Genomic DNA, 5,495 nt, shown 5'->3' on the forward strand with positions numbered 1-5,495 from the left:
CCCTTCTTCCCCCACCCCACCCACCCTCGCAGAAAAAAAATAAAAACCTGGGGTTGTCCCCCCCCCCCCCCCCCCCAAACCCCCCCCCCCCCCCCTCCCCCCCCCCCCCCCCGCGCTGCTGCCGCAATTGCGCGCCGCCATCGTCCAACGCCTGAATTCCTGAGCGCGCCGCCAAACATTTACCAAGAGAACACCATGACAGGCTCTAGACAATCGGCCCCGACGCCGCAACCGACCGGACTGACGGTGCACAGCAAATCGCGGGTGCTCGACGTCAGCTTCGACGACGGCGCCAACTTCTCGCTGCCGTTCGAATTGCTGCGCGTGTGCTCGCCGTCGGCCGAAGTGCGCGGCCACGGCCCGGGCCAGGAAGTGCTACAGCTGGGCAAGCGCGAGGTCGGCATCACGGCGCTCGATCCGGTCGGCAACTACGCGGTGCAACCGACCTTCTCGGACGGCCACAACACCGGCCTGTACTCGTGGGAGCTGCTCTACAAGCTGGGCGCGCAGCAGGAGCAAGTGTGGCGCACCTACCTGGAGCGCCTGCACGCCGCCGGCTTCCCCGGCGACAGCGGCCGCGAGCCGGGCGCGGCGCTGCCGGCGGCGCCGGCGGCCGGCCACGGCTGCGGCCACAAGCACTAGTGGCGCCGCGGCTGAGCCGCGTCCAGCGCGAATTCTTGACCTGGGTTCGCGATTCAGAACAAGCCGGGCCGCGCCGGCGCGCCGCTTGTATAATGCCCGCACATCAATCAGGCTGATAACCATGACCAATACGACGCATTTCGGCTATAAAACCGTTTCGGAAGACGACAAAGTGCACGAGGTGGCGAAGGTGTTCCACTCCGTCGCCGCCAAATACGATGTGATGAACGACCTGATGTCGGCCGGTTTGCACCGCCTGTGGAAGACCTTCACCATCGCCAACGCCGGCGTGCGCCCGGGCTTCAAGGTGCTCGACATTGCCGGCGGCACCGGCGACCTGGCCAAGGTGTTCGCCAAGCAGGCCGGCCCCGGCGGCGAGGTCTGGCTGACCGACATCAACGAGTCGATGCTGCGCGTGGGCCGCGACCGGCTCTTGAATCGCGGCCTGTTGACCCCCACCTTGTTGTGTGACGCGGAAAAACTGCCGTTCCCGGACAATTATTTCGACCGCGTCAGCGTCGCCTTCGGCCTGCGCAACATGACGCACAAGGACCAGGCGCTGGCCGAAATGCGCCGCGTGCTCAAGCCGGGCGGCAAGTTGTTGGTGCTGGAATTCTCGAAAGTGGCGGCGCCGCTGCAAAAGCCGTATGACGTGTATTCGTTCTCGGTGCTGCCGTGGCTGGGCCAAAAAATCGCCGGCGACGCCGAAAGCTATCGTTACCTGGCCGAGTCGATCCGCATGCATCCGGACCAGGAAACCCTGAAAACCATGATGCAAGACGCCGGCCTGGAGCGCGTGCAGTATTTCAATTTGACGGCCGGGGTCGCAGCTTTGCACACGGGTATTAAACTGTAGGAGGTTGGCATGAATATCAAGAAATTTCTGGTCGGCGCGACGCTGGCCGCGCTGTCGTTGTCGATGCTGGCCGACTCGATCGCCCGCCCGATGGGCGGCGGCCGCTCGATTGGCCGGCAGTCGCACAACGTGAGCCGCCAGGCGCCCGCGCCTGCGCCGGCCCCGGCGGCGCAACGCCAGGCCCAACCCGCCGCCGCGCCCGCCGCGGCGCCGGCGGCCGCGGCCAAGCCGCCGAGCCGCTGGAAAGGCATCCTGGGCGGCGCCTTGCTCGGCCTGGGCCTGGGCGCCTTGTTGTCGCACTTCGGTCTGGGCGGCGCGCTGGCCGGCATGATCGGTTCGCTGTTGATGCTGGCCTTGCTGGCCGGCGCCGTCTACCTGATCTATCGCCTGGTGCGCGGCAAGCGGGCCGCCAACGACGGCGGCAATCACAACGCGCCGTTCTCGGGCGGCTTCGGCGGCAACAATGCGCTGGCCCAGGGCGCCGGCAACACGCCAGAGATCGGCTCGCGCATGCAGCCGCAGGCCTTCGAACCGCTGATGCCGGCGCCGTCGGCCGGCTCGATGCTCGACAAGCCGGCCGCGGCCGCGCCATGGGGCGTGCCGGCCGACTTCGACACGGCCGGCTTCCTGCGCCACGCGAAAAGCAACTTCATTCGCCTGCAGGCGGCCTGGGACAAGGCCGACGTCAACGACATCCGCGAATTCACCACGCCGGAAGTCTACGCCGAGATGAAATTGCAACTGCAGGAACGCGGCGCCGGCGCCGACTTCACCGACGTCGTCAGCATCGAGGCCGAATTGCTGGGCATAGAAACGAGCGCCGCCGACTACCTGGCCAGCGTCAAGTTCTCGGGCGCGATGCGCTCGGCGCCGAACGCCGCCGCGGAACCGTTCGCCGAAGTCTGGAACCTGGCGAAGCCGGTGTCCGGCAACGGCGGCTGGTTGTTGGCCGGCATCCAGCAACTGTCCTGAGTGCGCGCACGGTAAATTGCCGCTGCCGTTTATTTCCCGGCAAGCTGGTAAGATCAAGACCGCCCACGATTGCCACGGGCGGTTTTTTTTTGAGGTTTTTTACAGATCGACCGCATGCCCCTACCTATCCCTAGCAGCTCCGCGCTGAGCGCGCCCGTCGTCGCTTCGATCAACCATTTGCTGGCGCAGGAGCCGTGGGCGCAGCAACAGCTCGCGCTGCACGCCGGCAAGGTCGCCTGCGTCGACACCGGCGCGCTGGCGCTGCGCGTGCGCGTCGCCGGCGGCATGTTCGAGGTGGCGCCGGACGACGCCGCCGCCAACGTGACGATCCGCGTCAAGCTGTCGGACCTGCCGCTGATCCTGCAAAACCGCGAGCGCGCCTTTTCCTACGTCAAAATCGACGGCGACGCCGAATTCGCCAACGCCATTTCCCAGCTCAGCAAGACCTTGCGCTGGGAGGCCGAACACGACCTGGAAAAGCTGGTCGGCCAGATCGCCGCCCAGCGCATCGCCGCCGGCGCCAGGGCGGTCGTCGCGGCCGCCAAGTCCGGCCAGCAAAAGCTGGCCGAGAACGTCGCCGAATTCTTCCTCGAAGAGCAGCCGCTGCTGGTGCGTCCGGCCGCGGTCGAGGCCTTCTCGGGCGACGTCACGCGCCTGCGCGACGACGTCGAACGCATCGCCAAGCGGATTGAAAAGCTAGAACAAAAACTGGCGCGCGGCGCATCCGCCGCGGCACCATCACCGGACCTCCAATGATATTGAAATTTTTGCGCCTGCTGAAAATCCTGCGGGTGGTCGTCAAATACGGCCTCGACGAAATCGCCATCTCCGGCCTGAAGGTGCCGCGCACCGCCAAACTGATCGACACCGTCATCTTCTGGCGCGACATCAGCGCGCCGCGCGGCGAGCGCATGCGCATGGCGCTGGAAGAGCTGGGGCCGATTTTCGTCAAGTTCGGCCAGGTGCTGTCGACCCGGCGCGACCTGATGCCGGCCGACCTGGCCGACGAGCTGGCGCGCCTGCAAGACCAGGTGCCGCCGTTCGACTCCGACCTGGCGATCGCGCAAATCGTCAAATCGCTGGGCGCCCACCCGGAGCAACTGTTCGCCAACTTCGAGCGTACGCCGGTGGCCTCGGCCTCGATCGCGCAGGTGCATTTCGCCACGCTGAAGGACGGCCGGGAAGTGGCCGTCAAGGTGCTGCGCCCGGGCATGAAAAAGCTGATCGACGAGGACGTCGCGCTGATGCACATCGCCGCCGAGTGGATCGGCCGCATCTGGGCCGACAGCAAGCGCCTGAAGCCGAAGGAAGTCGTCGGCGAATTCGACAAATACCTGCACGACGAACTCGACCTGATGCGCGAGGCGGCCAACGCCAGCCAGCTGCGGCGCAACTTCGCCGACTCGAACCTGCTGATGGTGCCCGAGATGCACTGGGACTTTTGCTCGTCGAGCGTGATCGTCATGGAGCGCATGGTCGGCATCCCGGTGTCGCAGCTGGACCGCCTGGCCGCGGCCGGCGTCGACCTGAAGAAGCTGTCGAGCGACGGCGTGGAAATCTTCTTCACCCAGGTGTTCCGCGACGGCTTCTTCCACGCCGACATGCACCCCGGGAACATCCTGGTGTCGGTCGCGCCGGAAACGTTCGGCCGCTACATCGCGCTCGACTTCGGCATCGTCGGCACCCTGAACGACTTCGACAAGGACTACCTGTCGCAAAATTTCCTGGCCTTTTTCCGGCGCGACTACAAGCGCGTCGCCGAAGCGCACATCGAATCGGGCTGGGCGCCGAAGGAAACCCGCGTCGACGAACTGGAATCGGCGGTGCGGGCCTGCTGCGAACCGATCTTCGACCGGCCGCTGAAGGACATCTCCTTCGGCCAGATTCTGCTGCGCCTGTTCCAGACCTCGCGCCGCTTCAACGTCGAAGTGCAGCCGCAACTGGTGCTGCTGCAAAAGACCCTGCTCAACATCGAAGGCCTGGGGCGCCAACTCGACCCCGACCTCGACCTGTGGAAGACCGCCAAGCCCTACCTGGAAAACTGGATGTCCGACCAGGTCGGCGTGAAAGGCATGATGGAGCGCCTGAAGGGCGAGGCGCCGCGCTTCGCCCACATGCTGCCACAACTGCCGCGCCTGCTGCACCACGCGCTGGCGGTGGCCGGCGCGCCGCGCAACGCCGACACCGAGCTGCTCAAGACCCTGATCGCCGAACAGCGCCACACCAACCGCCTGCTCAGTTTTGTGGTTTACTTCGTCGGCGCCTTCGCCGTCGGCGCGCTCGGCCTGCAACTGATGCTGCGCTGGCAGCACCTGGCATAAGGGGGGGGGGCCGGCATGCCCGACTTCCAGGCCCGCGACCCGCTCTCCCCGGCGTTCTGGGACGAACGCTTCGAACGCGGCTTCACGCCGTGGGACCGCGGCGGCGTGCCCGACGCGCTGCGCGCCTTCGTCGCCGGCGCCGCCGCGCCGCTGCGCTGCCTGATCCCCGGCTGCGGCGCCGCCTACGAACTGGCGCACCTGTGCCAGGGCGGCTGGGACGCCACCGCGATCGACTTCGCGCCGGCCGCCGTGGCCGCCGCCCGCGCCGCCGTCGGCCCATGGGCCGGGCGCGTGCTCGAAGCCGACTTTTTCACCTACGCGCCGGCCGAGCCGCCGCAACTGATCTACGAACGCGCCTTCCTGTGCGCCATGCCGCGCGCGATGTGGCCGCACGTGGCGGCGCGCTGGGCCGCGCTGCTGGCGCCGGGCGCCTTGCTGGCGGGCTACTTCTTCTTCGACGACGCCCTGCGCGGCCCGCCGTTCGGCATCGAGCGCGCGCAACTCGACGCGCTGCTGGCGCCGCACTTCGACTGCATCGCCGACGAGCCGGTGGCCGACTCGATCGCCGTCTTCGAAGGCAAGGAACGCTGGATGCTCTGGCGTCGCCGGGCAGGGCGATTGCATGAAGGCGGAGCCGAGGCGATGAGCACAGCTTGTAGGTATCGCTTGTAAACTCTTTGAAAAAGGCGTTTACTCTCGATATT

General features: G+C 66.9%; 6 protein-coding genes. All 6 read left to right on the plus strand.

The window, feature by feature from the left end; translation table 11 throughout:
• The first annotated feature begins 195 nt into the window (after window positions 1-195).
• The 6 genes from ACFDR9_RS26695 to ACFDR9_RS26720 all read left to right on the plus strand — a co-directional run bounded on the left by ACFDR9_RS26695 (window position 196) and on the right by ACFDR9_RS26720 (window position 5,463).
• Window positions 196-642: a gamma-butyrobetaine hydroxylase-like domain-containing protein gene (locus ACFDR9_RS26695; RefSeq protein ID WP_017877775.1), complete on the plus strand. Its 447-nt coding sequence runs from the start codon at window positions 196-198 to the stop codon at window positions 640-642.
• A gap of 121 nt (window positions 643-763) precedes the next feature.
• Window positions 764-1,498: a bifunctional demethylmenaquinone methyltransferase/2-methoxy-6-polyprenyl-1,4-benzoquinol methylase UbiE gene (ubiE, locus tag ACFDR9_RS26700; RefSeq protein ID WP_017877774.1), complete on the plus strand. Its 735-nt coding sequence runs from the start codon at window positions 764-766 to the stop codon at window positions 1,496-1,498.
• 9 nt (window positions 1,499-1,507) lie between these two features.
• Window positions 1,508-2,470: a Tim44 domain-containing protein gene (locus tag ACFDR9_RS26705; protein ID WP_409032929.1), complete on the plus strand. Its 963-nt coding sequence runs from the start codon at window positions 1,508-1,510 to the stop codon at window positions 2,468-2,470.
• A gap of 114 nt (window positions 2,471-2,584) precedes the next feature.
• Window positions 2,585-3,226, plus strand: a complete 642-nt coding sequence (locus ACFDR9_RS26710) for an SCP2 domain-containing protein (RefSeq protein WP_409032930.1) — start codon at window positions 2,585-2,587, stop codon at window positions 3,224-3,226.
• Window positions 3,223-4,791: a ubiquinone biosynthesis regulatory protein kinase UbiB gene (gene ubiB / locus ACFDR9_RS26715; protein ID WP_409032931.1), complete on the plus strand. Its 1,569-nt coding sequence runs from the start codon at window positions 3,223-3,225 to the stop codon at window positions 4,789-4,791. The genes ACFDR9_RS26710 and ubiB overlap by 4 nt, the downstream gene beginning before the upstream one ends.
• 15 nt (window positions 4,792-4,806) lie before the next feature.
• Entirely contained in the window at window positions 4,807-5,463 is a 657-nt protein-coding gene (locus tag ACFDR9_RS26720) for an SAM-dependent methyltransferase (RefSeq protein ID WP_409032932.1), read from the plus strand.
• Window positions 5,464-5,495 lie beyond the last annotated feature (32 nt).

It is taken from the genome of Janthinobacterium sp. CG_23.3, assembly GCF_046115965.1.
In the GTDB taxonomy this organism is placed as follows: Bacteria; Pseudomonadota; Gammaproteobacteria; order Burkholderiales; family Burkholderiaceae_D; genus Janthinobacterium.

Excerpts from the sequence above, each read along its gene's own strand:
- ACFDR9_RS26695 (WP_017877775.1), top strand. The coding sequence starts at position 196 with ATGACAGGCTCTAGACAATCGGCCCCGACGCCGCAACCGACCGGACTG.
- ubiE (WP_017877774.1), top strand. The coding sequence starts at position 764 with ATGACCAATACGACGCATTTCGGCTATAAAACCGTTTCGGAAGACGAC.
- ACFDR9_RS26705 (WP_409032929.1), top strand. The coding sequence starts at position 1,508 with ATGAATATCAAGAAATTTCTGGTCGGCGCGACGCTGGCCGCGCTGTCG.
- ACFDR9_RS26710 (WP_409032930.1), top strand. The coding sequence starts at position 2,585 with ATGCCCCTACCTATCCCTAGCAGCTCCGCGCTGAGCGCGCCCGTCGTC.
- ubiB (WP_409032931.1), top strand. The coding sequence starts at position 3,223 with ATGATATTGAAATTTTTGCGCCTGCTGAAAATCCTGCGGGTGGTCGTC.
- ACFDR9_RS26720 (WP_409032932.1), top strand. The coding sequence starts at position 4,807 with ATGCCCGACTTCCAGGCCCGCGACCCGCTCTCCCCGGCGTTCTGGGAC.